The organism is Ruminococcus sp. (assembly GCF_024684275.1).
Window position 1 is genome coordinate 26,108 of the sequence record NZ_JAIKXF010000087.1, and the last position, 25,142, is coordinate 51,249.

Consider the following 25,142-nt stretch of genomic DNA (forward strand, 5'->3'; position numbering starts at 1 on the left):
AATACTTTTCTTTTTCTGATTTACTTTTTAATGTCAGCCAAATTCGTTTTATACTTGCTGAGCATACCACACAGGTATCGCGATCGTCAGAAATATCAGCAGCAAAACTCCAATGATAACACACGTAATTTTTATGCCATGGATCCTGACAAAACGTGTTTCCTCAGGACAAAAAAATGATTTCGGATTATCTGGATCCACAAAAACCTCGGTGTGCGAACCGATTTCAACCTTCTTGACCCACTTACTGTCGGTGCTGCCTGCAAGTCTGCATAATTCACCATTGTAGGAATACTCATAAAGAGGTGCCCTTTTATTGTAATATGACTTGGTCTCATTGTCATAAAACCTGACATCGGTATAACTGACTACTTCTGCCAAAACACGTTCCGTACAGCGACTTTTTCTTTTTATCTCCTTGATCATTTCAAATATAAGAAATATAAAAGCAATAATCAGAAAAGCTAATGCAATGAATAACATTATTGGAATCATAGCGTTTTCCTTTTAAATTTTCAGCTTCATATTTGTAAAGCCTGTGTTTTCAACTTCAAAGCCCATCTGCTTGTAAAGCTTGAAGCCGTCCTCAGAGGCTTTCAGCTCGATGTAGTCAAGCTCCATGACCTTTGCGTCGGATATGAGCAGCTCCATAAGCGCCGTAGCTATGCCCTGTCGGCGGTGGCTTGCCTCAGTGAATACATTCAGCACCGTTCCCACACGTCCGCTGGGGAAGTTGGGATTGGGCGGAAGCTCCCTTACCGTAAGGAATGCCGAGCCGACTATCTTTCCGCCGTCCTCTGCAAGGTATGCAAAAAGATCACAGTTGAGGTGGTCTGAGTAGTACCTCGGCAGCTTAGCCTTGATCTGTGCTGCCTGTGCTGTAGTCATCTCAGGGAAATCCTCACGGAGATACTTCATGCGTATCTCTGCAAGTCCCGAGACGTTCTGTGCTCTGAAAATATTCATGTCATATCCTGCCTTTCTTGTTGTGTTCAGTCTCTTCAGCCGTCATAATTGTTTGCTTCATCTGTTTTGGCAGTACCTTTCTTTTTTGAAGCACGGACGATTATTATAATAACAGCAGCCGTCACCGCTGCAAGCAGTATCAGCGGGATAACCAGCACAAGTATGAGCGTCCCCGACACCTTATGCCCGAAGTCATCTATGACCTTAGTGGGGTTATATTCGGGATCGTACATTCTGCCCGGATTAACATCCGATATGAGGACGTTCACCTTCTGTCCCACATCATACTTCTTATCAGCTGATGCTACACTGCCTGCCACGCTGTAGGTCTTGCCTCTGTATTCATATTCGTAAACGGGAGTATAGACCTTGCCCGTTTTGGTGTCTGCACTGTTGACGCCGTCAGATTCTCTGACGCGGTTTTCCGTAATGACCGCAGTAATAGGGACATTATACTGAGTAGTGTCCTTTTTTATGGCATCTCCGATAAGATTTTTTGCCATTATAAACGGTATCATTACACCGACACATATAAGGAATATAACTATTGCAGCTGCAATGATTATCTTTGCAGCAGGACTTTTCCTGCTGTTTTCTTCAGTATTTGTATCATTATAAGAGTTATGTTCCATAATGCTCCCCCTTGCCAGCTCAAATCATGAAAGAGCCAGAAGCATCTCCCTGATGATCTTGCAGGCAACTGCTGTAGATACTCCGCTCTGATCGTAAACAGGGCTCAGCTCGTTTACGTCGCAGCCAACGATATTGAGCCTGCTGCAAACAAGAGTAACAGCCTTTCTCAGCTCATCAAAGGTGACGCCTCCTGCCTCGGGGGTACCCGTACCGGGGAATATTGACGGATCAAGCACATCGAGGTCAAGGGTGAAGTAAACATTTCTGCCTCTGAGCTTCTCAACGGCTTCTTCAAGTCCGTCGAAACTGAATTTATGCATTTCCGTATGCTCGTCCGCAAAGTAAAACTCCTCACGGTCTCCGCTGCGGATACCGAACTGGAAGATATGACCGTCACCCACAAGCTCATGGCAACGCCTCAGCACACAGGCATGGGACATTTTCTGCCCGAGATAGTCGTCACGGAGGTCAGCGTGTGCATCAAAGTGTACGATGCAAAGGTCATCATACTTATCATTCACAGCCATTACCGAGCCCAGTGTAACAAGGTGCTCGCCGCCTATCATAAAAGGCAGCTTGCCGTCGGCAAGTATCTCGTCTGCACGAACAGCGATGTCAGCAACTGCTCGCTTGGTGCTTCCGAAGGGCAGCTCTAAGTCTCCGCTGTCAAAGTAGCTGTAGTCTGTCATATCCTTATTCTGATATGGACTGTAGGTCTCGATACCGAAGCTCTCATTGCGGATAGCCGAGGGAGCGAACCTCGTTCCCGGGCGGAAGCTTGTGGTACCGTCGAAGCCTGCACCGAAAAGGGCTATTTTTGCGTCCTTATATTCGCTGTCGCAGGCAATAAAGGTCTGTATATTCTTATTCAACATCTCTGAGAAGCTCCTCTACATAGCATGGGAGTGCAAATGCTCCCGTATGGAGTCTTGGGTTGTAATAGCGTGTCTTGATACCAAGCATACTCCATTTTGTGCCGTTATAATCATTGGTGGGGTGATATTTCTTTGAAGCAAAGCCAAAAAGCCAGTGTCCCGAGGGATAGGTGGGGATATGAGCCTGATATACCTTGCTTATGGGGAAGCTCTCCACTATGCGCTTGTGTGAACGCTGCATAGCGGCTGCGTCCTCGTCATAGAACGGGCTCTCGTGCTGATTCACCATGATACCGTCATCACGGAGCGCCTTGAAGCAGCTTCCGTAGAACTCCTTAGTGAAAAGTCCCTCTCCGGGACCGAACGGATCGGTAGAATCCACGATGATGACGTCGTACTGGTCAGTGCAGCGGCGTATGAACTTAACGCCGTCCTCGTAGTATACGTGAACTCTCGGATCGTCGAATCGGCAGGCAGTAGTGGGCAGGTACTTCTTGCAGACCTCCACTACAAGCTCGTCTATCTCTACAAGGTCTATGCTCTCAACAGAAGCATAGCGCGTAAGCTCGCGGACAACTCCGCCGTCGCCTGCGCCGATAACGAGTATATTCTTAGGATTTGGGTGGACAGCCATAGGCACATGGGTTATCATCTCATGGTAGATGAACTCGTCCTTCTCTGTCAGCATCATGTAGCCGTCAAGAGTGAGGAACCGCCCGAACTCCTTTGAGTCGAAAACGTCGATACGCTGGAACTCGCTGTTGCCGCTGTAGAGCTGATGATCGACCTTTATAGAAAATTTAACGTTTGGAGTATGTCTCTCCGTGAACCATAATTCCATACAATACCTCCGTTCTATGATACCCATTATGCTTTGCAAAATTGGTATCAAGTTTAAAGTTTAGAGTGAAGAGTTTAGAGTTAATGTGTTCGCTTCGCTCACATTATTTGAATAATATCGCCGCAGGCGATACCACAGCTCTCAACTCTCAATTCTCAACTCTCAACTTTTGCGCTTATGCGCAAATTATTTTTTATCAGCAGGCGGACCTCCTGCGGGATTAACGCCTGCAAGCTTCAATGACAGCTTCAGGAATATCGGTGTTACGATAAGAATGATGACATACGCAACCACCAGACTGAGTATAAAAGACTTTATGAACATTGTCGCAAATGGTGGGAGCACTGCGTGTCCGTGGCTCATCTTCATGACCATTTTGCGCACTATGATTATCATTGACAATGTGAGTATCGGAGTATATATAATATCCGAGATAAATGCAGACACAAGCTTTGCAGGAACACTGTTCTCTCTCAGCTTCATAGCCCGGCAGGCTCTGTCCTCTACCCTTTTCATAGGCACTATAAAGCCTATTATCAGGCTTAATACCGTACTTGCACCGAAGCTTATGAGAAACTGTGTCATATCGAATTTATCCGCTGACACAATAGAGTTCGTAAGTGAAAGGCAAAAGCTCATGGTAACTCCCATAAACACGCTCATAATGATACCGACTTTTTTCATATCCATTCCCCCCAGATAAAAAAATTCAAGCTGCTCTATATATCAAGGACATTGAGTCTCTCGATATTTATATCCTCCGTGCCTGTCATCTGACAGCCCTTTTCCTTAGCATATCTGATATATTCGATTATTTCGGGAGTAATAAGCTCTCCGGGCGCAAGTATAGGTATACCCGGCGGATAGCACATAACGAACTCGCTGCAAACATGACCTGCCGCCTCTGCAAGAGGCAGTGAGCGCTTTGGCGCATAGAACGCCTTTCGCGGAGTCTCTGTAACTACAGGGCTTATGTACTCCTGAGTGAGCATATGGGCGCTGCTCTTTCCGAAGCGGCGCTTTATCTCGGCAAGGGCGCTTATAAGGCGCTCAATATCGCGTTTTCTGTCGCCTACTGAGATGTAGGCGAGAACATTGCCTATATCGCCGAATTCTATCTGTATATCGTACTCGTCGCGGAGAAGGTCATAGACCTCTATCCCTGCCAGACCTATTGGCAGAGTGTAGATGCTCAGCTTTGAAACATCAAAGTCATAGATACTGTCGCCGTTGATAAGCTCTCTTGAATAGGCGTAATAACCGCCTATCTCATTTATCTCTGAACGTGCGTACTCCGCCATTTCCACAGTCTGAGCAAATATCTCCTTACCGCTGAGAGCAAGTCTCTTTCTTGAAATATCCAGACTTGACAAAAGCAGGTAGGAAGCGCTTGTAGTCTGGGTGAGGTTTATGACCTGCCGCATATAGTCGGCGTTGATGTTCTTTCCCATGAGCAGAAAAGAACTCTGGGTAAGGCTTCCTCCCGACTTGTGCATACTTACCGAGGCGCAGTCCGCACCTGCCGCCATAGCAGTCAATGGGAAATTATCCCCGAAATAGAAATGAGTACCGTGAGCCTCATCAACAAGCACCAGCATACCATGTGCGTGAGCAATATCGGTTATCCTCTGCAAATCAGAGCATATGCCGTAATATGTCGGGTTGTTTATCATAATAGCCTTAGCATCGGGATTTTCGCGGATAGCCTGCTCCACCTGAGAAACAGACATACCCAGCGCAATGCCAAGCTGATGATTGACGTCGGGGTTTACATACACAGGCACAGCACCTGTGAGTATTATGGCGTTTATAGCACTTCTGTGGACATTTCGGGGCATGATTATCTTGTCGCCCTCCTTGCAGGCATACATTATCATGCTCTGTACCGCAGAAGTAGTTCCGCCCACCATGAAAAAGGCGTTAGCCGCGCCGAATGCCTCAGCCGCCAGCATTTCCGCGTCCTTGATGACGGATACAGGGTGGCAGAGATTATCCAGAGGCTTCATGGAGTTTACGTCCACGTTCATACAGTCCTCGCCAAGAAATTCGGTGAGCTCCATATTTCCTCTGCCGCGCTTATGCCCTGGAACATCAAAGGGCACGACTCTCATGCGGCGGAATTTTCTCAGTGCCTCATAGATAGGCGCATTTACCTGTGAGAGTTCAGCCATTTCCGAACACGTTCCTTCCGCTGAAAATTTCTATCATTTCCCGCTTCAGCGCATCTGTTATCTCAAGTCTGCGCCTCGGCGGAAGCTCATCAACATCTGTATTGAACAGATAATTCTGTAGGTCGAGCTCCTTTATGAGCATTTTCGTGTGGAACATATTCGCCTGATATACGTTTATGTCCACAGCGTCGTATTTATCGAGTATCTTAGAGTCGATATAGTTCTGGATAGAAGTGATATTATGGTCGATAAAGAGCTTTTCGCCGTCAAGATTACGGGTAAATCCTCTTACCCTGTAATCCATTGTGATTATATCCGAATCGAAGCTTCCGATGAGGTAATCGAGGGCAGTCAGCGGAGTTATCTTGCCGCAGGTAGCAACGTCGATGTCCACGCGGAAGGTAGCGATGGAAGTATCGGGGTGGAACTCGGGATAGGTATGGACTGTTACGTGGCTCTTGTCGAGGTGAGCCACAGTCTCGGTACCGCCTGCGGGTATCATAGTATCGTCGGCGATAAGAAAGGTAGCGGAGGCTCCCTGAGGATCATAATCCTGACGGGAAACACTGAGCACCTGAGCTCCTATCATCTCTGTTAAGTGAGTCATTATGTCGGTTATACGTTCAGAGTTGTACTGCTCATCAACATAGGCGATGTACTCCTGCTGAGAGCGGGCTGTCTTGGCATAACAGACGTCATATATATTGAAGCTCAAAGACTTCGTAAGGTTATTGAATCCGTAAAGTTTCAGTTTATTCTCCATAATACCACACCTTTAAACAAAAAATGCACACAAAAGACCTTATCAGCCATTGTGTGCATGAAATATTATGCGGAAAACGCAGAAACTTCATATACGGTTTCAGAGTCTATACAAGCAAGTACTACCTTTTACTACTCTTATTGACCTTTCACAAGCTGATGAGAACTTATAAAAACTTTATCGACGCACAGTCGAATCAATAAGGCAACAGAAGTTGCCAGCCGATAATTCGGCATTCGGCATTTGACCCGGCTGTCCGTATGGCCTCGACTCCGAAAGGAGTGGTCAATAGTCTTGCGCTGAAACCGAAGCTTCTTTTGCAATTCAGTTTATTTTATCATATTTCAGTGTTTTTGTCAATAGCAATACATATTTTATATTAAGGCAAAACGCACAAAAAAGCTGCCGTGTTTCCACAGCAGCCTCAGTCCTCGCGGAGCTTTTTGCGCTTGACCTTGTTTTCGTACATACGAGTATCAGCTATTTTGATATATTTATCCAGAGGCTCGTTCTCATCGGGCACCTCACAGAAGCAGCCGAGGCTGACTCCCACGGTATAGCTCTTTTTCGCAGAGGCATTATATCTTGTAAGGTAGTCGTAAATATACCTGTAATGCTCCTGTATCCTATCGGGGGTATAGTTTCCGCAGCCTATGATCGCAAATTCGTCGCCGCCTGTACGTGCGCAGACCTCGTTCAGCTCACATGAGGTATTAAGGGCATTCGCCACAGCCGTAATAGCTGTGTCACCCTCTATATGACCGTAATTATCGTTTATCATTTTGAGCCTGTCAAGGTCAGCGATAATGATAAAGAGCTGTTTCTTCTCCTGACAAGCCTTGCGGAATATTCCCTCCGCCATACGGTTAAAGCCATGACGGTTATAGATACCCGTAAGGGTGTCACGGATAGAGCTCATAAAAATACGCTGATTTATGCTGAGAAGCTTTGTGCGGACGCGGAGGAACTCCAGCGCAACGCTGATATTCCTGTTCCAGAGAGCAAAAACATTGCTTGCCGCACAGCGTATATCACTGAATCTGAATACCGAGTAGCCGAAGCACCTGTCCATAAAGTGAACGGGCAGCAGGAAATATGTAGACGGCTCACTGCAGTATTCGTCGATAAAATGGGGCAGTATATCATTTGAGCGGAAGCTTCTGCTGCCGAACTCCGTCCTTGTTCTGGTATAGACCATTCTTGCCTCCATTAAGGCGGCATAGCCGTCACGGACGTAATCCTTCTCATCGCCCTCGATGTTGTCCCAGTTCTTATTGAGGCAGAGCATATATGTATCCAATCCGTTTATGACGTAAACAAAACCGTTGAGCTTATGGAGAAGTCCGTCGAGGTTTTCTTCCTCCATAAGGCTTTCCAGCATACCGCTCTTTCTGAAGTAGTTCTCGTATCTTTCCACACGGTTGTGATACTCATCACGGGTAGAAACGCTGTGATATGTAGCGCTTCCGCAGCCGCAGGAACGTGCAAAAAGCAGTCTTCCGTGAGCAAGTGTCTCAACAGGCTCAGCGGTAATGCCGGTTATCTTCTTGTGGAGCATACATACTGCTCTTGCGCCCATGCGCTCGTTCTCGGGGAGCACTGTTGATATGGACGGGATATTCAGTATAGCGTCGTTAGTGCCATCATAGCCGGATATTCTTATATCATCGGGGATATTGACTCCGCCCTTGACGAGAGCGCCTGCAAGGTATCTTGCCATAGTGTCGTTAGCGCAGACGACCGCTTCGGGCATTTCTCTTTTCCCGTCTATGAATTCCTTAGCCAGTCTCTGCGAAACTATTTTCCAGAAATCGCCGTAGACTATATCTTCCTCGCGCACCTCAAGACCGTGCTTTTCCATAGAGTTTCTATAGCCCGCAAGTCTTGTTTCCGCAGGCTTGCTGCCCTCGGGACCTGTAAGGCACATTATCCTGCTGCACCCGTGTACCTCGATAAAGTGGTCGGTCATGTGCTCGAACAGAGCAGAATCCTCGGCATAGACGCTTTCACAGAAATCAAAGTCATGGTCAAGTGCCACAACAGGTATGCTCCATTGAGAAAACACCTTGACGAACTTGTCAATAAGGTTCTGGCTGGCGAGATTTCCTGCCATAAGCACCACGCCGTCAATGATATTCTTCTTTACAAGGGTGAAGATATTCTCCTCTCCCTGCTGGATAAGGTTGCCGCTGTCAAGATTGAAAGCCATGAGGAAGGTCAGGACGTCATAGCCCAGCGCCCTGCACTGCTCAGAAATGCCCACAAAAATGCGGTTCATATAGTCGTTGAACACATCAGCAGCAATGACCGCTATGGTTTTTTTCTTTTTCACAGTGCGCACCTCCCTCTGAAAACATATAATCATGTATTATAATTATACATCAAAAAACGTGACATTGCAATAACTTTTTATTATTTATGCTAAAAATCATAAAAATCACGTCTTTCAGGTGTAAAAAAAGCTGTTTCAGAGAAGTGATTTATAGAAATCCAGCGTTCCGAAGCCACGCTCAAGATGAGTCAGCGCATAGGACTCTGCCAGCGCCGAAAGTCTCTGCTGAGTTCCCTCGGACACACGGAAGCTGAAAAGTCTGCCCATATCCGCAAGCACTATATGGCGGACTGCGCTGAGCACAGGCAGCTTTATTTTCATAAAGTCGTCGGCTGTCTCGCTCTCAAAGCAGTCTGTACAGAAAAATCCGCCGTCGCAGATACAAAAAAAGAGCTCATCAGGTTCAAAAACTCCGCAGCCCCTGCAAGCCACTATATCAGGCATATAGCCTGTTTCTGACATAAGGCGGAGCTCGAACACGGCTTTGAGGAAGGCTTCATCGCGCTCACCGCTCTCCAGATAGTGGAGGCAATTCAGCATGAGCCGCAGTATATCCCCGTTCTGAGTCTCAGGTCTTATGCAGAAGCGAAGGACCTCTGCAAAATAAGAGGCAAGAGATATCTTGGTAAGAGACTGACGAAGTCCGTAAAAAATATGTATCGGTTCTGCACTGTTGAGGTACATATAGCTGCCCCTTTTGTCTATGCAGAACCGAGAATACGCCAGAAGCTGAGTAGAGCTGCCCGATCTTCCGTTTATTTTCCTTGCGCCTTTCACGGAAACCTCGATAACTCCGCTCTCTTTGGTGAGTATATCAATAAATTTGTCCTGTTCTCCGACAGAACGCTCTTTAAGGACGATGCCTTCAACAGTAGTCATGGTTATCTTCCTTATATGCCGAATACAGAAGATAGTCCGCTATCCAGCCGCTTTCGGCGAAATTATTCCATAAAATGTCTTCATTCATAAAAAGTCTCCGCAGATAAGATACGAGCCATAGCTCTGAAAATATCATCTGCGGAAAGCCTGTTATTATTTGCGGTAATTATTTCTCTGAAAGTCCGAAGCTTCTGATGAGGTTCTCCCTGTTGCGCCAGTCTTCCTTCACCTTTACCCAGCATTTGAGGTTGACCTTTATCTGGAAGAAGTCCTCCAGCTCTATTCTTGCGGCTGTGGAAGCCTTTTTCAGCATAGCTCCGCCCTTGCCGATGACGATGCCCTTATGGGACTCCTTCTCGCAGTAGATAACAGCGGATATATCAAGGATATCCTTGTCCTCGCGCTCGCTCATCTGCTCAACGCCGACAGCTATGCCGTGAGGCACCTCGTCGCTGAGGAGCATAAGGAGCTTTTCACGTATCATCTCTGCCGCCAGCACCTTTTCGGGCTGGTCTGTTATCATATCCCCGGGGAAGAAGTGAACAGACTCCTCAGAAAGGGCGATTATCTCGTCGATAACGATGTCAACTCCGCTGTTTTCAGTAACGCTGACGGGAACTACCGCCTGAAACTTGATTTTTGACGTAAGCTCAGCGATAACGGGAGCAAGCTCGTCCTTGCTTTTCAGCAGGTCTATCTTGTTGAGCACAAGTATCACGGGCATTTTTGAGCTGTTCATAGACTTCAGCAGGTTCAGCTCCTGCTCGTTTATCTTCTTGGTGCAGTCCATGACAAACACTACCGCATCGATGTCGCTTACTGACTCCCTGACGGTATTGAGCATATGCTCGCTGAGCTTGTTCACGGGCTTATGTAACCCGGGGGTATCGAAGAATACCAGCTGAACGTCATCTATATTTCTGATACCCGTTATGCGCGTACGGGTAGTCTGGGGCTTGTTGCTGACAGAAGCTATCTTCTCGCCCACTATAGCGTTGAGGAGAGAGGATTTGCCTGCATTTGTACGTCCTGCGATAGTAACGAAAGCCGTTCTTGACATCAGTTGTTTTCTCCGTTGACGATAAATGTGGCATCTCTTGAGATACCGAGCTTTTCAAGCACGGATTCTTCCTTTTCGCGCATGATGCGCTGGTCGAGCTGGCTTGTCTCGTGGTCATAGCCCAGCAGGTGGAGCATTGAATGAACAGTAAGGAAGCCCACCTCTCTCTCAAGTGAGTGGCCGAAATTCTGAGCCTGCTTTACGGCAGTTTCCAGTGAGATAACAACATCTCCCAGCTGAACAGCGCCTGTCTCGGGATTTATCTCAACAGTGCCGTCCTCGCTTGTGAGCGGAAACGAGAGAACGTCTGTAACAGCGTCCTTATTTCTGTATATCTTATTGAGATTCTTTATCTCGTTGTTGCTTACGAAGGAAACGCTCACCTCAGCGTCCTTTCCGAAATTCTCTGTAGTAAGTACTGCCTGACAGCATCTTCTGATAAGAAGTCTGATACCTACAGGCACCTTCACCTCTGTCTGATTGTTCTTAACATAAACCTTTAACTTAGCCATGATAATTCTTTCTCCCTTCATTGTATTTTTCATAAGCCTTGATGATATCCTGTACTAATCTGTGGCGTACAACGTCTTTCTCGGTAAAGCGGTGTATTTCGATATCATCTATTCCCCTGAGCACCTTAATGGCTTCAACAAGTCCCGATTTTTTCGTATCAGGCAGGTCTATCTGTGTGATATCACCTGTGATGACCATTCTGCTCTCGTTTCCCAGTCGTGTGAGAAACATCTTGATCTGCTCGGAGGTAGTGTTCTGTGCCTCATCAAGGATAATGAAAGCCTCATCGAGAGTACGTCCGCGCATATAAGCCAGCGGAGCCACCTCGATTATCCCCTTTTCCATGTATCGGGCAAAGCTCTCTGCTCCGAACATATCGAAAAGCGCGTCGTAGAGCGGACGAAGATAAGGATCCACCTTATCCTGCAGGTCGCCGGGAAGGAAGCCCAGCTTCTCACCTGCTTCAACGGCAGGACGGGTAAGAATGATCTTTTTTATCTTGTGCTCGCGGAACGCCTTTACAGCCATAGCCACAGCAAGATAGGTCTTGCCAGTACCCGCAGGACCTATTCCCAGGACTATGGTATTGTTCTTTATAGCGTCGGTATAGCGTTTCTGACCGACGGTTCGCGGACGGAGTATCTTTCCCGAGGCTGTAGCGCATATGCCGTCGCCGCCGAGCTCCTGAAGCTCCTGCTCTACGCCGTCAGCCACCATAGAGGTGACATAGCGGACGGTCTGCTCATTGACCGAGCTGCCGCTGCCTGCTATCCTCATAAGAGCCCTCAGCGCCTTTTCGGCGCCCTCGGTATCGCCGTCGCCGATTATTTTAATGCCTCCGTCCCTGCTTACGACGGTAACATTGAAATCCTTCTGGATACCGCTGATATTGCCGTCAAGCTGTCCGAATAAAGCGGAGAGCTGTTCGGGGCTGTCAGCGGGTACAAATTTTTCCGACATTGAATCTATTCTCCAATCTGCTGTTTGGGAAATGCCCCTGCTGCTGCAAGAGCCGCATTGGAGTAACGCGGATCATCGGATACTTCCTTGATAACTCTGACTCTGTCGGGGAAATCAATAGCCTGCTCGGGAGAGCTGAGCTCAAGCTCCATAATAGCCAGCTTATCCGAAAAGGGATACTTATCCATTTCAAAGAGCTGTCCCTTATAGTCAAAACAGTAACGCACCTTTTCCACAGAAGGGCAGTCAAAGCGGCGCTCTCTGAGAAGCTGCTGATACCTTTCGCTGGTTATCTCGGATTCATTTTCCTCTCTTGTCACATGAGTAAGGAATATCTTTTCCGTGTAGGTATATCTGACACTGCCGTTTTCGTCAACAGACCTTACTCTCCGCTGAGAGCCGTTGCTGCCGCTTTTGAGATAGGTCTGGACTATAGCTATCCTTCGCTTTACATCCAGCAGTGAAACATCAGGGAATTCAACGAGGAATTTCCTCTCGATCTCATAATTCTTTCCCATAAAAGCACTCCAAAACAATGAATTTTTCGCTGAGATCTTTCAACATTTTTATTATACATCTTTTTTTGAATAATGTCAACAAAATTCTCGGAGTATTCTGTCAATATTGCTTAGTTTTACGAATTTGTCACAATCCTGTCACACACAGCTTCAAATATTTCCCAGCATAACGCCAAAGGGATCAAAGCCGCTGCTCTCAGCCTCAGGCAGCACAGCCTCTGCCACAGCGCTGCTATTGCCGTCACTAAGCGGAATACCGACTGTCAGCACATCGTCCGAAAGCTCTGCAAATGCGCCTATATGCTCTGCGAAACCCATGCACACTTCACCGTAATGCGAATCAAAAATATCAGTCTGCCCCGCATGAGCTTCGTCCACAAATGTCCCCAAAGCCCTGACAGAAATGTTTAAAGTTTTCAACTTTTCTTCGCAGGACACCTCAAAGGCGTTTTTTCCGTCCTCTCCGCCCGAGGTAAGTCTCCTGACAAAGCTCAGCAGCAGAAACCGCAGAGTCTCTCTGTCAGTCCTGATATATGAAGGGCATACCTCTCCGACCTTAACGGTACATCTGCCTTTTGAAGCCGCCTCGCAGCCTGACGCAAAGTCCCTGAGAAAGATGTCAGCCCGGATCGTACACATATCCTCATCGGTGAGTCTTTCCGCCGTCAGAGCCCTGCCAAGCTGAGCAGTGCGCATAAGGTCACGGCACGACGCCATTATGCCGTCGATGAGCCTTTTATCCTGCTTTGAGCGCTTTTTGTCTGCCGATTCGCGCAGGCTCTCACAGGAAGCCGCTATCCCGGATACAGAGCGCCTTATCACATTTTCTGTGCTGTTTATTAGCTCAGAAGCAAAGGAACTCATAAAAAACTCTGCAAGATCATTTTTATCGTCCATAATATCTCCAGTCTCTCTGCAAATATGCAGAGACATAATATATGTATATATTATACACCATTTGAGTAAAAAAAGAAATAGTTACACAGAGGATTTTACACAGTAAAATGCTGACAAAATTTTTCGTTTCAACAGTGCCCGTTTTATACAATCTGTGATTTTATAGAAAATTCTGTTATTTTTTTATCGAACCACTTGAAAAAATTTGCAAGTTGGAGTATAATTAATTCATACAAATTTTTAGGAGGTATATCCAATGTCAGTTAAAGTTGCTATTAACGGTTTCGGCCGTATCGGTCGTCTTGCATTCAGACAGATGTTTGATGCTCCAGGTTATGAGGTAGTTGCTATCAACGACCTTACAAAGCCTTCAATGCTCGCTCAGCTTCTCAAGTATGATACAGCTCAGGGCGGTTACTGCGGAAAGATCGGTGAGAATCTTCACACTGTTTCTGCAGACGATGAGAAGGGCACAATCACTGTAGACGGCAAGACACTTACAATCTACGCTAAGGCTAACGCTGCAGAGCTCCCTTGGGGCGAGATCGGCGTTGACGTTGTTCTCGAGTGCACAGGTTTCTACTGCTCAAAGGACAAGTCACAGGCTCATATCGATGCAGGTGCTAAGAAGGTTGTTATCTCTGCTCCTGCAGGCAACGATCTTCCTACAATCGTTTACAGCGTAAACGAGAAGACTCTCACAAAGGATGACAAGATCATCTCTGCTGCTTCATGCACAACAAACTGCCTCGCTCCTATGGCTAAGGCACTCAACGATTATGCTCCTATCCAGAGCGGTATCATGAGCACAATCCACGCTTACACAGGCGATCAGATGATCCTTGACGGTCCTCACAGAAAGGGCGACTTCAGAAGAGCAAGAGCTGGTGCTGCTAACATCGTTCCTAACAGCACAGGTGCTGCTAAGGCTATCGGCCTTGTTATCCCTGAGCTCAACGGCAAGCTCATCGGCAGCGCTCAGAGAGTTCCTGTTCCTACAGGTTCTACAACAATCCTCACAGCTGTTGTTAAGGGCAGCAACGTAACTAAGGAAGGCATCAACGCTGCTATGAAGGCTGCTGCTTCCGAGTCATTCGGTTACAACGAGGATCAGATCGTTTCTTCTGACGTTATCGGTATGAGATTCGGTTCACTCTTCGATGCTACACAGACAATGGTAGCTGAGATCGGTGACGGCCTCTACGAGGTACAGGTTGTTTCATGGTACGACAACGAGAATTCTTACACATCACAGATGGTAAGAACTATCAAGTACTTTGCAGAGCTCGGCTAATAGCTGATATATATGCAACATTCAAGGGCACTCTTTATGAGTGCCCTTTTTATTTATAATGCATTGAGAGCATGGCGCTGTTTATTATCCCTCGCGGCTAAAACTACCCACACAAATAAATCCATGCGCGGAGTCAGGGTGCAGCGGCTCGCTGCTTGCAATACTGCGCAGGTTGTGGTATAATTAAAGACAATGAACAGACAAAACGTTTACATTCCTGACCGACACAAGGAGTCTGATATGTACAATAAATGGAAAAAAGCCGCTGCGGAGCTGAGACGCCTTGCAGACAGCTATACGGCAGAAAAGCTCCTGCCGCCCACCGAAATACATCAGGAAATACTAATACGCGCACTGAAACTGCTGGGTGAGGTCTCCCATGAAGCCGAAGCCCTCATACGCCAGTATCTCGGCATTATGCTGCCATACACCATAATCGCAGACCAGAAGGGTGACCGCGAAAACGGCGCAGGCAGGCATTATTACTGCGGCTGTGACACAAACGGAACTATAAAAAAGCCCGTCCGCGGCTACCTCAGAAACGGCAAGGACCTCTTCGCAAAAAGTGCCCGTACTATGTTCGAGGAGGACTACACAATGGCGCTGACTATGTACTGCGGCGGCTTTGTCAAGCAGGGTGCAGTTTACCTTGCCCGTGCTGTGCATATGCTTTCGGATATGTGCTGTCTGCCCCACGCCGCAAAGATGACCTATTTTTCAAGCAAGCGCATTATCCATATAAATTACGAGGAGCTTGCCCGTGCTATGTATCCCGAGTTCGTACCCGAACAGCACATCGGTTATGAACAGCTCCGCCGATTCGCCATGAGAAGCAGCTTTACAGCTGCACTGAACAGGAACGCCGCTGCAATTTGCAGAGAGATACCGGAGCTATTCACCTCTCCCGAGGCAGAGATAAAAAAACGGCTTTACGATACCGAGTCCGCAGTTGCCGCACTGCTGTACCGCTTTTACCGTGACACAAGGGTTGACGCCATTCACGGTCACTATATCGCAGACGGTATGACCTGCCGTCCCTTCGGCGACTTCCCTCCCCTTGAGGTCAGGGTAACCGAAAGAGGTATCACCTTTGAGCATGAAGGAACTCCGGTAAACACCCGTCTCGGCAGCATTTTCAGAGCCGCCCACCGCTTTGAGGGACGTTTCAGTCTTACTTCTGTGAACTGCACCGACGGACTCGTACTGTCACACAAAAGCCGAGAGCTCGTAAGCTTTGACCCCCGTGATATGGAGCAGTTGTTTACTATATTATAAAATTATAAACAAATAAAAAAGCAGCCTGTGATCACCTTTCACTCGGCTGCTTTTTGCATTTATTTCCTGATTCAGAGCTCGTCCATACTGTCTGTGGAGTTCTTCTGCCTTTCCTCCGTTTTTGCAGCATAGGTATCCCCGATATTTCTCTGTGCTTTTTCCATGTCGTATTCCCTGAGCTTTGGTTCAAACTGCGGAAAGCCTTCCTGCTGTTCAAGCCATTTGTACTTTTTTATATTCAGGAAGTTTCTGGCTGCAAACCAGCCGAATACGGCAAGTTCTGCAACTCCTAAGACAGAAAAGCCATCATAGAAGAACATGACTGCTATTGTTGCCAGAAGGAGCACTCCTGCCGCTATGGCAAGGGCTGAATCCTTCCTGTATGCGCTGAAAAATCCTGTTACCGCGGCAGCCGCTCCCAGAACAGAAGACAGCAATATCATCTTATTCTGAGTTATAAAAAAAGCAACAAGCATCCATACAGCCATTGCTAAACATCCTGCAAATATAATAAGTATCATGGTGCCTTCTTTTTTCAGCTTTTTCATTGCTGTTCTGTTTTGTTTGTATTCTTCCTCATACTCCATGTTCATCGCCTCCGAAAAATGACTTTTCAGAAAGATTTTATCATTTTTCCTCAAAAATGTCAATACATATAAGCTCAGCTCTGAGTTCTAAGCGCTAAGTTCTTAGTTCTATTCCGGAATTTCACGAAAACTATTGACTATTTTGCAATTTTAGTTTATTATAATAGAGTATGACTTTTTGCTCCGCTCCTTCTGTAGGAGCCTCAGTGAGCTTCGGAAGGTGTTGCCCGTAATATGAAGACCTTAAAACGTAATATCCTGTGTACCCTGCTGGGCTCGGTCTTTATGACAGCCGCAGCCGCAGGCGCTATGCTCTTCTCGACCGCAAAGGTTAACAGAGCTAAATATCCCGTTTTCGGCGTTGACGTATCAAACTATCAGGGCGACATCAACTGGCAGGAGCTGGAAGCGCAGGACGTTTCATTTGCCTTTATCAAGGCTACCGAGGGAAGCGGTCATACCGACGAATCCGTAAGGCGCAACCTTGACCGTGCCGCCGGTACAGGCATCAGTGTCTCTGCATACCACTTCTTCAGCTTCGACAGCGCAGGCGAAACTCAGGCTGACAACTACATCGCCTCTGTGGGCAGGGACGAGATAGATATGCCCCCTGTGGTGGACATTGAATACTACGGCGACAAGCGAAAAAACAAACCCTCTCAGGAGGAAACGGAAAGCATACTAAAGCCCCTTCTCAGCCGGCTTGAAGCCTATTACGGCGTAAAGCCGATCATATACACTACTCTCCCCGTTTACCTCAGGTACGTGAGGAGCAGCTTCTCGGATTATCCCCTGTGGATAAGAAGCGTCGGCTTTGAGCCCGACCTTATGGACTGGAAGTTCTGGCAGTACAGTGACAAGGGTACCCTCACAGGCTATGACGGCGACGAGGAGCACATCGACCTCAACGTATATAACGGCTCTGAGGAGGATTTCGTGAGAGAATTTGCAAAAATCACAAAAAAAGCGGATAATTCCGCAATTCCGACAAGAAAGGCAGCAACGTGAGACCATTTTTTCTGAAAGCACCTATCAAGGATTATATATGGGGCGGTACAAAGCTCCGCACCGTCTTCGGCAAAGAAAGCGATACCGAAAGGCTTGCCGAGAGCTGGGAGCTCAGCTGTCACCCCGACGGTGAATGCAGCATAATCGGCGGAGACTTCGACGGCACGAAGCTCAGCGACTTCGTAAAGGAGCACCCCGAGGCTGTGAGCAGCAGCTTTAAAAGCGGCGACAGCTTCCCTGTGCTTGTAAAGCTCATCGACGCTGAGAACGACCTGTCCGTACAGGTACACCCCGACAACGACTACGCAAGAAAATACGAAAACGACAGCGGCAAGACCGAGATGTGGTATGTCATCTCTGCGGATACAGGCTCAGAGCTGGTGTACGGCTTCAAGGAGGAGCTCACTAAAGATGAGTTCCGAAAGGCTATCGAGGATAATACCCTCATGGACAAGGTCTGCCGAGTCCCCGTCCGTCAGGGCGACGTTTTCTTCATAAAACCAGGAACTCTCCACGCTATCGGCAAGGGTATCCTTATCGCCGAGATACAGCAGAGCTCCAATGTGACCTATCGCGTATACGATTACGGCAGGCTCGGCACTGACGGCAAGCCCCGTCAGCTGCATATCGAAAAGGCTCTTGAGGTCACAAACACCTCTCCTGCCGAGCCGAAAAGCCCTGTTTACGGCATGGAGCTTGACGGCGTTGTCACTCAGCTCCTCGCAGACTGCGAGTACTTCAATGTGAACCGCCACAGGATAATCAAGGAGCTGGAGCTTTTCGCAGACAAAAGCTCATTCGCACACGTCCTTGTCATAGGCGGAAGCGGCGGCGAGCTTATCGCCGATAACTGTACATTACCACTTACTATGGGCTCAAGCGTTTTCGTTCCCGCAGGAACAGGCGCATTTGCTATAAAAGGAAACTGTGATATAATAGTCACAACTATCCAATAAGGAGGATATAAACATGAAATATTACGTAGGTATCGACCTCGGCGGCACAAACATCGTTGCAGGTGTTGTTGACGAGAAATACAACATCATCGCTAAGGCAAGCACAAAGACAAACTGCCCTCGTCCTGCAAAAGAGATCGCAGACGATATGGCAAAAATGGCTCTTGAAGCTGTAAAGAATGCTGACCTCACTATTGACCAGATAGAGTGGATAGGCGTTGGTACTCCCGGTATTGCAAACAGCGAGACAGGTATCATCGAGTACTCAAACAATCTGGGCTTCAAGGATACTCCTATGGTGAAATACATACAGGAAACTATCGACAAGCCTGTATTCATAGAGAATGACGCTAACGCAGCAGCTTACGGCGAATTCGTGGCAGGTGCTGCAAAGGGCGCAAGGAACGCAGTATGCATTACTCTCGGCACAGGTGTCGGCGGCGGTATCATCGTTGACGGCAAGATATACTCAGGCTCTAACTTTGCAGGCGCTGAGATAGGTCATACAGTTATCGAGGTGGACGGCGCACAGTGCTCATGCGGCAGAAAGGGCTGCTTCGAGGCTTATTCCTCAGCTACAGGTCTTATCCGCATGACTAAGGAGGCTATTGCAGAGCACCCTGACTGTATCATGGCTAAGTCCGAAAAGGAAAAGGGCAAGGTAACTGCACGTACCTCATTTGACTGCATGAGAGCAGGCGACAAGTACGCAAAGGCTGTTGTTGACAAGTACATCAAGTACCTTGCAGCAGGTATCACAAACACTATCAATATCTTCCAGCCCGATATACTCTGTATCGGCGGCGGCGTGTGCAACGAGGGCGATCCTCTCCTCCTGCCTATGAAGGAGCTTGTTGCAAAGGAGGTTTACACACGCAACTCACCTAAGAACACCGAGATCGTTATCGCAAAGCTTGGCAACGACGCAGGTATCATCGGTGCAGCATTCCTCGGCAAGGCAAAGTAAGAACTTAGATCTTAGAACTTCGATCTAAGCAGAGAATGACGCCTCGGCATTCCTTGTATGGGCGGATATTATCCGCCCTTTTAATTTGGATATCAAAAAAAGAAAACCCGAAAGTAATTGCTTTCGGGCTTTTTGGTTTATTTATGCAGTCATTAACAGCTAAAGCCTAAGGGCTCATTTAGCCATATTGCGGTACTGATTTGGAGTTACGCCAACTGTTGCAAGGAACTGGCGCAGGAAGTACTTGCTGTCCACATAGCCGCACTGCTCCGCAATTTCCGCCATACTCAGCGGCGTTACCGTCAGGCAGTAGGTCGCCTTTGCCATTCGGGCGTTTATGCAGTCCTTATGTATGCTTACCCCGAAGCACTTCTTGTATACCTCGCGGAGATGACCTGCGCTGTAGGGATAGAGCTTCTGGAGTTTCTCCGACTCAAAGCTGTCCTGCGGATTGCTGTAGATATAGCTTCTGATATGGAGCATATCCTCGTAGTGGGGACGCATACGCATTTCCATTTTTTCTCTCTGGCGCTCAGCAAGTATATCCGAGCATATTCCCGTAATACGGGTGTATGACTTCTCTGTACACTTCACCGACGCACACACGAAGGAGTCAAGTCCGTACTGGTCGATATATACTCCGTGCTGGAGCATTATTGAGTTTAGCCTGTTTTCAAGGAGAGCCTCATCGTTCTCGCCGCTGATAATGCAGGCAAAGGTATTATCGTTTACCCTGCCGCAGATGTCGTTGCTTCCGCAGAACTGCTTTACAGCCTCGGCGGCGTCCATTATAGCAGGTATCTTGCCGCTGAGCTCATAGAAGCCTGCGTTTGAGATGCCTATCCTCATCATGACAAGGCAGTGCTCCTGATTTTCAAAGTCTATGGTATGATAAGCCTTTCTCATTCCTGTTTCGTTGTACATTCCCGTGAGAGTATCGCGGAGGTCGGAAAGGTTCTGGCACTGCGTCAGATACTGGATATCGTTCTTCATTCTCAGGAATTCCAGACCGTTGGAAACGGATTTAAGCCAGTTTCTGTAGATATCGTCGTAGGTATCGGGATCGTGGAATTTGAGCACCAGATGACCAAATAGGCGGTCATTGAAGAACAGCGGATTGAAATAGTATATTGCGGGCTCATAATTCTGGGCAAGAAGTGCCGAGAAATTATATTTCTGCATATCAAAGGGCGTCTTGTCGTCCCAGTTGACCATGCTCTGACAGGAGAGTATATCACTGAGCTCTGCGTCGCTGTCGTACCAGTTCTTGTAAAGGCACAGATAAAAGCTCTGTATGCCTCTTACCTGCCAGTGGAACTGACCGCATATATCCACGAACTCGTTGAGAGTACGGCACTCAGTCAGCTTCTGGTCGAGAGGATTGAACAGGTTCCAGTTGTCATATTCCTTTTTCTGCCTTGCGTTTTTCAGCTCGGTAGTATATATCCTGCGGTCAACTCCGCAGGTACAGCTTGTACCGCAGATTATCTCGCCCTGTGGGGGAGCAAAGAGAAATTCTCTTTTCTTTATGCGGCTGTAGACCATATTTGCGGCGTCCTCGCCTATTGTCTCGCGGTTGCGCTTATATGTAGTCAGCAGAGGAGTATGCATGAAGCGGTCGCCTATGTACTCATAGCCCACTACGGTAACGTCCTCGGGTATCTTTATGCCAAGCTCGTCGAACTTGTCGATAAGTCCGTAAGCCATATAGTCATTTGCACAGATTATCGCCTGCGGAAGTCTCAGCTCGCCGCTGTGATAGCGCTCGGCAAGCTCCTCGCCCGAATTCATCCAGTAGTTGCCGAAGTGAACGCGGCTCTCGTCAAACTCAACGCCGTGCTTTTCAAGAGACTTTCTGTATCCGTTTACGCGGAGGCTTGAGGCTTTGATGAAATCATAGCCTGTGAGGATATCTATATCGTTAAATCCGTGAACGTCCATGAGATGATCGGTAATATCCTCCATATCGTTCTCATCGCTGGTATTTATAAAGGTACAGTTTGGAAGATTCAGCTCTGCGATATAAGTGCCGACAACTACGATAGGTATGCTCTTGCGCGATATAAGGTCGGCAATAAGCTTTTTCAGTTCCTCATTCACAAAAGATTCAGAGAGCAGTATCAAGCCGTCCAGCTCATCTGAAAGTATCAGGTCATATATCCTGTTTTCGCAGAAAAGCTCATTTTCCTTGACGTTAGGATTATAATTGTTTGAAAAAACGACAGTATCCACTCCGACACACTGATCGAATCGTGCAATGCCCTTTATGACCTGTCTCTGTTCGATGCTGTTGGCTTCCCCTGCCACAACGCCGAAAATCATTCTCTTTTTTCTTACCATGTTCCCACCCCGTTAATTTTTGTCAGGGAGACACAATTTTTATTTCCCTATTTTCTATGATATTTCTTTACTTTCACAGTACTTTAATGTATAATTTCAGATATGGAGCATTAGAATTCACATATATTATACATTATTTATTAAGAAATGTCAATGAAGTTTCCTGCGTTTTTTCCACCAAAAACGCATTTTTGTGGGTTGAATATTTATATGTCGTTATATTGCATAATGTAGCAATCAATTTTTTGTGCAAATAGCAGAATCTGTCACTGCCTTTGCAGCAATTTACACCTCTGTCGACACTTATGTTATGAATTCGGATTCAAAGGAGGGATTCGCATGAACGACTTTTCTAATGACGTCGATCTCGCCCGACAGGGCAATACCGAAGCTTTCGCAAGACTCTACGCTACAGTATACGAGGACCTTTACCATATAGCCCTATATAGCCTGCGAAGCTCCCATGACGCTGCCGACGCAGTAAGCGATACTGTGCTGGACGCTTTTTGCTCTATAAAAAAGCTCCGCAGTCCCGAAAGCTTTAAAAGCTGGATCATGTCTATCCTCGCTGCTAAGATAAAACGCAAACAGCGCTCGTATTTTGAGCCTGCCGACGAGCTCAGCGATGACTCGCCCCTTTCGGAGGGTTTCAGCTTCGAGTCGGTGGAGCTCCGCGAGGCTGTTGGCAAGCTGGACGACGAATCAAGGCTGCTGCTTTCAATGTCCGTACTGGGCGGCTATACAAGTGGCGAGATATCGGAAATGTGCGGTATCAGATCGGGTACTGTGCGCTCAAAGCTGACGCGGATAAAGCAGAAGCTGCGCCTTGAGCTGACTCCCGAATTATGATCGTGAAAGGAGAATCAACATGAATAACGATGATAAGCTCAGAGAGCAGATGAAGTCAGAGCCCGTTCCCGACAGGCTCAAACCCGAGAATATAAAGATAATGCTGGATAACAAAGCACCCAAGAAAAAGAGAAGCGGCATAAAGCTTGCAGGAAGGATAGCTGCCGCTGCGGCTGCCTGCACTGTTATAGGCGGAACTGCCGCATACACACTGAACAATGGAAAGTTTGATAAAAATACAGCAAGCTTTTTAGAAACTCCTGAAAAGCAGAAAAACAGCGACGTCAGCACAGAACCTGCATCAGAAATAAAAAAGCAGGCAAGCTATATGAGCGGCGCAAAGGACTATGAACAGGTATACACCATGTTCAAAGAAGCTTCCGATAAATACAAGAAAGAAAACACAAGAAACACAAGTAAATACGCAGTGGACGAAGAAGTATATGCAGAAGAAGCTGATGTATCCTCTGCTGCTATAGCCGGGGCTGATGAGTCATACGCCGAGGCGCCAATGACAAACGGCGAATTCACAGGAGGCAAGGGCGGCGGCGGTGATGCCGGCTACAGCTCCGAGCCCGAGATACCTGTAATAGACGGCGAGCTCCCCACAGAGCCCGATACCGAGCCTGTTACAGAGCCTACCACCGAAACATCTACAGAGCCGACTACCGAGGAAACAACAGAAGCTCCCACAGAGGAGCCCACTACAGAGGCTGACACCGAGCACTCAGAGACCTACTATCAGGAGCAGGACGTTCTCGAAGCCGACATCGTCAAGACTGACGGCAAGCGCATCTATTACGTAGGGACCTCCTATGACGAAAACGGTTCATTTGCAAATGTACTCCGCGTAGCAGACGTAAAGGACGGCAAATTCACAGGCAGCTTCACAATCGAGCTCAATTATATTTGCGGAGAAGGCACAAACACCAACAGCGTCAGAGATATGTATATCTACAACGACATGATAATCATCATCGGAGAGACATGGAGCTATTCAGATATAGATGCATCAGGCTCACGCACATATATCGCCTTCTTTACAACAGGTGATGAGCCGGAGCTCATAGATGTCTACCAGCAGGACGGATATTTCGGTGACGTCAGAATAAGTCCCGAGGGATATATGCTCATGACATCAACATACTCCACCTGCACATTTGAAGCGCTCAGCGGCATTGATGACGTTCAAAGATATATCCCCCACTGCGGTATGACTAAGGATTTCAAGGTCATGTCTCCGCAGGATATACTCCTTCCCGAGGATTTCGGTTCTTCATTCACACTGGAGTACGGCATTATCAGCAGTATTGACCTCAACAAGTCAGACTCTCCCACAGTAAAGGATACAAAGACTCTTGCAGGCTATCTGGGAGATATTTACTGCTCAGCAGAAAATCTTTACTGCGCGGCAGCCAGATGGGACGGATACAGCACCACAACAATCACCCGTATCTCTATAAAGGACGGCAATATCGAGCCGCAGGCAGGCTGTACTATCGACGGCACAGTAAATAATCAGTTCTCAATGAGCGAGTACGGCGGATACTTCCGTGTTGCCGCAAGCTATACCGAAATGAAGGAGACCTTCCACAGATACACAGATGACGAGGGCTTCATAGACGGATTATGGAGCAGAATAAAGGGCGAGAGCGACGGCTACTACACCTATGAAAGAGTAAAAGAGGACAACAGAGTTTACGTTTTTGATCTGGATATGAACATGGTGGGCATGATCGATGGTCTCGGCATCAATGAGCAGATACGTTCTGCAAGCTTCAGCGGAAATATGGCTTATATCGTCACATTCCGCCAGACTGATCCCCTTTACGCAGTAGATCTCAGTGATCCAACAGCTCCTGTAGTTCTTGACGAGCTGAAAATAAACGGTTTCAGCTCATATATGCAGTCATGGAGCGAGGGACTTCTCCTCGGCTTCGGAAGCGACGCTGATGATGACGGCAGGATAACAGGCGTCAAGCTGACTATGTTTGATAACTCCGATCCCAATGATCTGAAGGCAGTTGACACAGTTACATGGAACAACAAATATATGACAGATGACGATTGGGAAAACCGCGATGGCAAGAACGAGATAGTCTACAGCTCCTTTGCTCAGTGGGACAGAAAGGCTCTGCTCATAGTTCCCGAAAAGAACCTTATCGGCGTACCTGTCGGGCTTGACGAATACACCTATCACAGCAACGGCGGAGGAAGCGATTACAAACACACCTCACAGTATGTATTTTTCAGCTTTGAGGACGGTAAATTCGTACAGAAGGGCGATGTAACTATGGTTCATAACGGCTGGGAGGATTACGGAAACTGGGCTTCCCTTGACCGCTGTGTATATATAGGCGATTATGTCTATGTCCTTTGTACTAAAAAATTCACAGCTGCTGACATAAACACATTAGAAGTAACAGACGAGCTCGTATTCTGATTTTTGAGATCATAT

General features: G+C 47.3%; 24 protein-coding genes. 7 read left to right on the forward strand and 17 right to left on the reverse strand.

All coding sequences use genetic code 11. The features are described 5' to 3' along the window. Positions 1-48: 48 nt before the first annotated feature. The 15 genes from K5677_RS08890 to K5677_RS08960 all read right to left on the reverse strand — a co-directional run bounded on the left by K5677_RS08890 (position 49) and on the right by K5677_RS08960 (position 13,408). Complete coding sequence (locus K5677_RS08890) at positions 49-495, reverse strand: DUF3592 domain-containing protein (protein ID WP_296726992.1); 447 nt, start codon at positions 493-495, stop codon at positions 49-51. Between the two features lie 12 nt (positions 496-507). Continuing rightward, entirely contained in the window at positions 508-966 is a 459-nt protein-coding gene (locus tag K5677_RS08895) for a GNAT family N-acetyltransferase (RefSeq protein ID WP_296726995.1), read from the reverse strand. A 35-nt stretch (positions 967-1,001) separates the two neighbouring features. Next, entirely contained in the window at positions 1,002-1,598 is a 597-nt protein-coding gene (locus K5677_RS08900) for a DUF3592 domain-containing protein (protein ID WP_296726998.1), read from the reverse strand. A 24-nt stretch (positions 1,599-1,622) separates the two neighbouring features. Further along, entirely contained in the window at positions 1,623-2,474 is an 852-nt protein-coding gene (speB, locus tag K5677_RS08905) for an agmatinase (RefSeq protein ID WP_296727001.1), read from the reverse strand. After that, on the reverse strand, positions 2,464-3,315 hold the full coding sequence (gene speE / locus K5677_RS08910; RefSeq protein WP_024862200.1) for a polyamine aminopropyltransferase: 852 nt from the start codon (positions 3,313-3,315) through the stop codon (positions 2,464-2,466). The genes speB and speE overlap by 11 nt, the downstream gene beginning before the upstream one ends. A 186-nt stretch (positions 3,316-3,501) precedes the next feature. Further along, positions 3,502-3,999 (reverse strand): hypothetical protein, encoded by a 498-nt coding sequence (locus K5677_RS08915; protein ID WP_296727007.1) that lies wholly within the window; start codon positions 3,997-3,999, stop codon positions 3,502-3,504. Between the two features lie 35 nt (positions 4,000-4,034). Beyond that, positions 4,035-5,486, reverse strand: a complete 1,452-nt coding sequence (locus tag K5677_RS08920) for an aminotransferase class I/II-fold pyridoxal phosphate-dependent enzyme (RefSeq protein WP_296727009.1) — start codon at positions 5,484-5,486, stop codon at positions 4,035-4,037. Further along, entirely contained in the window at positions 5,479-6,249 is a 771-nt protein-coding gene (gene speD / locus K5677_RS08925; RefSeq protein WP_296727011.1) for an adenosylmethionine decarboxylase, read from the reverse strand. The genes K5677_RS08920 and speD overlap by 8 nt, the downstream gene beginning before the upstream one ends. Positions 6,250-6,673: 424 nt before the next feature. Beyond that, positions 6,674-8,581, reverse strand: coding sequence for a GGDEF domain-containing protein (locus tag K5677_RS08930; protein WP_296727013.1), 1,908 nt, complete (start codon positions 8,579-8,581; stop codon positions 6,674-6,676). A 135-nt stretch (positions 8,582-8,716) separates the two neighbouring features. After that, positions 8,717-9,460, reverse strand: a complete 744-nt coding sequence (gene recO / locus K5677_RS08935) for a DNA repair protein RecO (RefSeq protein WP_296727015.1) — start codon at positions 9,458-9,460, stop codon at positions 8,717-8,719. Between the two features lie 166 nt (positions 9,461-9,626). Continuing rightward, the gene (gene era, locus K5677_RS08940; RefSeq protein ID WP_296727017.1) at positions 9,627-10,520 is read right to left on the reverse strand and encodes a GTPase Era; all 894 of its coding nucleotides are present in this window, start codon (positions 10,518-10,520) and stop codon (positions 9,627-9,629) included. After that, positions 10,520-11,032: an rRNA maturation RNase YbeY gene (gene ybeY, locus K5677_RS08945; protein WP_026053048.1), complete on the reverse strand. Its 513-nt coding sequence runs from the start codon at positions 11,030-11,032 to the stop codon at positions 10,520-10,522. The genes era and ybeY overlap by 1 nt, the downstream gene beginning before the upstream one ends. After that, complete coding sequence (locus K5677_RS08950) at positions 11,025-11,993, reverse strand: PhoH family protein (RefSeq protein WP_296727020.1); 969 nt, start codon at positions 11,991-11,993, stop codon at positions 11,025-11,027. The genes ybeY and K5677_RS08950 overlap by 8 nt, the downstream gene beginning before the upstream one ends. 5 nt (positions 11,994-11,998) lie before the next feature. Next, positions 11,999-12,511, reverse strand: a complete 513-nt coding sequence (locus tag K5677_RS08955; RefSeq protein ID WP_296727022.1) for a hypothetical protein — start codon at positions 12,509-12,511, stop codon at positions 11,999-12,001. A gap of 150 nt (positions 12,512-12,661) precedes the next feature. Continuing rightward, positions 12,662-13,408, reverse strand: a complete 747-nt coding sequence (locus tag K5677_RS08960; RefSeq protein ID WP_296727024.1) for a hypothetical protein — start codon at positions 13,406-13,408, stop codon at positions 12,662-12,664. A 256-nt stretch (positions 13,409-13,664) separates the two neighbouring features. Here K5677_RS08960 and gap point away from each other — a divergent pair, with 256 nt between their 5' ends. Beyond that, positions 13,665-14,702 (forward strand): type I glyceraldehyde-3-phosphate dehydrogenase, encoded by a 1,038-nt coding sequence (gene gap, locus K5677_RS08965; RefSeq protein ID WP_024861751.1) that lies wholly within the window; start codon positions 13,665-13,667, stop codon positions 14,700-14,702. Between the two features lie 240 nt (positions 14,703-14,942). Then, entirely contained in the window at positions 14,943-15,977 is a 1,035-nt protein-coding gene (locus tag K5677_RS08970; RefSeq protein WP_296727029.1) for a hypothetical protein, read from the forward strand. 71 nt (positions 15,978-16,048) lie between these two features. Here the strand turns inward: K5677_RS08970 and K5677_RS08975 are convergent, their stop codons facing one another. Then, positions 16,049-16,564 carry a hypothetical protein gene (locus K5677_RS08975; RefSeq protein ID WP_296727031.1) on the reverse strand — a complete coding sequence of 172 codons (516 nt, stop codon included), beginning with the start codon at positions 16,562-16,564 and terminating at the stop codon, positions 16,049-16,051. Between the two features lie 234 nt (positions 16,565-16,798). On the opposite strand from K5677_RS08975, the gene K5677_RS08980 reads away from it, so the two are divergent. From K5677_RS08980 to K5677_RS08990, 3 genes are read left to right on the forward strand one after another with little or no spacing between them, the layout of a single operon-like run. Then, the gene (locus tag K5677_RS08980; RefSeq protein ID WP_296727033.1) at positions 16,799-17,572 is read left to right on the forward strand and encodes a GH25 family lysozyme; all 774 of its coding nucleotides are present in this window, start codon (positions 16,799-16,801) and stop codon (positions 17,570-17,572) included. Continuing rightward, complete coding sequence (locus K5677_RS08985; protein ID WP_296727035.1) at positions 17,569-18,528, forward strand: type I phosphomannose isomerase catalytic subunit; 960 nt, start codon at positions 17,569-17,571, stop codon at positions 18,526-18,528. Before K5677_RS08980 ends, K5677_RS08985 begins: the two co-directional genes overlap by 4 nt. A gap of 13 nt (positions 18,529-18,541) precedes the next feature. Beyond that, positions 18,542-19,495, forward strand: coding sequence for an ROK family protein (locus tag K5677_RS08990; RefSeq protein WP_296727039.1), 954 nt, complete (start codon positions 18,542-18,544; stop codon positions 19,493-19,495). Positions 19,496-19,669: 174 nt separating this feature from the next. Here the strand turns inward: K5677_RS08990 and K5677_RS08995 are convergent, their stop codons facing one another. Beyond that, positions 19,670-21,835, reverse strand: a complete 2,166-nt coding sequence (locus K5677_RS08995) for a substrate-binding domain-containing protein (protein WP_296727042.1) — start codon at positions 21,833-21,835, stop codon at positions 19,670-19,672. 339 nt (positions 21,836-22,174) lie between these two features. Here K5677_RS08995 and K5677_RS09000 point away from each other — a divergent pair, with 339 nt between their 5' ends. Then, positions 22,175-22,684 carry a sigma-70 family RNA polymerase sigma factor gene (locus tag K5677_RS09000; protein ID WP_296727043.1) on the forward strand — a complete coding sequence of 170 codons (510 nt, stop codon included), beginning with the start codon at positions 22,175-22,177 and terminating at the stop codon, positions 22,682-22,684. Positions 22,685-22,703: 19 nt separating this feature from the next. Then, positions 22,704-25,127, forward strand: coding sequence for a beta-propeller domain-containing protein (locus K5677_RS09005; protein ID WP_296727045.1), 2,424 nt, complete (start codon positions 22,704-22,706; stop codon positions 25,125-25,127). Positions 25,128-25,142 lie beyond the last annotated feature (15 nt).